The organism is bacterium (assembly GCA_040753085.1).
GTDB lineage: Bacteria > UBA9089 > JASEGY01 > JASEGY01 > JASEGY01 > JASEGY01.
Genome location: JBFMHI010000237.1, coordinates 1 through 2269 on the forward strand (window position 1 = coordinate 1; position 2269 = coordinate 2269).

At 46.3% G+C, this 2269-nt stretch carries 2 protein-coding genes; both read right to left on the minus strand.

Features of this window, described 5'->3' with window-relative positions; genetic code table 11:
- Positions 1-408: 408 nt before the first annotated feature.
- Entirely contained in the window at positions 409-618 is a 210-nt protein-coding gene (locus AB1797_13965) for a hypothetical protein (GenBank protein MEW5768693.1), read from the minus strand.
- 43 nt (positions 619-661) lie between these two features.
- Positions 662-1981 (minus strand): VanZ family protein, encoded by a 1320-nt coding sequence (locus AB1797_13970; protein MEW5768694.1) that lies wholly within the window; start codon positions 1979-1981, stop codon positions 662-664.
- Positions 1982-2269 lie beyond the last annotated feature (288 nt).

The following is a 2269-nucleotide window of genomic DNA, read 5'->3' on the forward strand; positions in this document are numbered from 1 at the left end:
TTTGAAAGATAGCTTTATCTAATAGAAGCCTATACTTTTGCACTTTTTGTCATTCCTGCGCAAGCAGGAATCCAGAAGCCTTGATATTACTGGATTCCCGCTTTGGCGGGAATGACGAGAGGTTATTACAAAGTATTTGTATTTCAAGTAGTTACAAAAAAGTGCAAAAGTATAGTAACACCAGAAGGTCTAAAAAACAACCTTCAAAATACAAGGGGCGTATTGTCTCTTCGGCCAAAACTGTTACCACTTTTTAGGGCTGTTTCTGACCGAAATGAGACAATGCCAAATAGAATTTCGCACTAAAAGAGGTGCGGAATGTAGGATAAAATCTGTTTCTGCTCTGTTTTATCCGAAAATCTTCCTTACGACAAAAAAGGACTGAACGGTTACGAAGAACCTTCTTTCCTATCCCAATGCCGATATCAGCCACAGCCAGGAGGCGGCCACGGCGAGGGTCAGAAAAGTGACAGGCACGCCCACGCGCGCGTGCTCGCGCCATGTGATGCGCGTGCCGAGCTGCCTGGCCTGGTCGATCACGATTATGTTGGCGATGGAGCCGATGATAATAAGGTTGCCTGCCAGGGTTGATGAGAGGGTAAGAATCGGTCCGGCCAACGGATGCGAGGCCGAAGGGAGCAGAAGCATGACGGCCGGGACATTAGATACCAGATTGGAAAATACGACGCACAGTCCGAAAAGCCAGGCAGGCTTTTCCAGATCGCTGCATACCGGAGAGGCTGAATAAATACACGCCCAGGTAGCCCCCCAGAACAGTAGAGATAATATCAGTCACATCCGCCAAGCGACCCGGCAAAAACACCTGGCCTATTTCCACCATCAGTCCGATAAAGAAAAGCACTATTATAGCTTCCTTCTTCGCACGCCGAAAAGCAAGATTGGCATCATCGAGACAAGATTGACTCATCCACATTATATAAGCCCCAAAGGGGAGAAAGGCCAGAATCCCCTGAAGGCAATCACTAACAGACTGAAAGTTGGTTTTGGCATAATGGGCAAAGAAGGGTAAAAGATTTATCTTGTCCAGGCCAGCTTGCGACAGGTCAAATTGAAAAGGAAAGAAGGAGTGAATAATCAAGAAGGCAAGATATTGAAGGAAAATGAAATTCACCGGATTTTGGCCTCTGCCCAATAACAGTAAGACTGCCCCCATTCCGCTCCCAAAAACAAATCCTGTCCAGTTAAGGATCAAATCATTTAAGGAAAAAGAGTGAGAATGGGTAAGGACCTGTAAGGTTTCTATCATTAAGGCAAAGGATAGACCCAGGACAAAGAACATAATAAATCTGGCCAATGACCGCTGAGCATACCAGAGGCAGTAAAAACCAAGGATCGAATAGGGAAAAAATAGATCCAGGGAAGTAAGGACGGCGGCTCGATTGAAAAAAGGATGAAGTTGAATAGATTTGATCTGGTTTTTTAGATGTCCGATGTCCAACGAAAAATCAAAGGGCATCAAACTGAATAAGAAAATAAATCCAAGAATAAGTATTATCCCCATATCCCGGGGATTATTTTTAAAGTCAGTGGGAATCCGGGTAATAACCCTGTCCTGGTAGTGGTCATAAAATATCTTGGCAGCCGAGAGGCCGAGACAGGAACCGACTCCATTGGTTATTACATCAGTGACTGACGAAATCCTATTGGCGCAGAAGAGCTGAATGAATTCAACCAGACCACTAAAGAGTCCCCCCACTATTAAAGCAGCTCCAGCCGCCACTATCCCCGGCAGCCTACCCCATTTTTTTCTGAAGGCATAGAACAACCCCACCCCAAAAGGCAGGAAGAGGAGAACATTGCTGAACATATCAGGAATAGATTCTCTATGTCCGTCCTCCCGAATAAAGGGTGTCCAGCGGGTATCTTGAAGCTTCTGAGACAGGGTGGCTTGATCGGTTACAAAGTCAAAGGGAAGACAGGTGGCGTAGGTCAAAAATATGGCGTAAGCTAGTAAAAACATGGAGGCTCGATGGGGCGTTCGACAGGCCTCGGTTTCAAGTTCGGGGCACCTGCTGGCGGGTCGTCGAGTTTCAGGTGCTTGGGCTTTGGGATCTTGGTAGATGTCGTGGTTTAAGTCCATTTATTCCTCAATAAGCGTGAGAATAGCCCCCTATTGCCTATTGCCTTGTCACGTTAGTATTTATGGGTAGAGTCTCTTTAGTAGGGGCGAATAATTATTCGCCCCTACCTCCTCCTTTTGCAAGGACGATTCGCGAATCGCCCTTAATGTAGGGGCACGTGGCAACGT

What these genes read in the sequence shown, in the direction of transcription:
- AB1797_13970 (MEW5768694.1), bottom strand. Translation starts at nt 1,981, where the DNA reads ATGTTTTTACTAGCTTACGCCATATTTTTGACCTACGCCACCTGTCTT.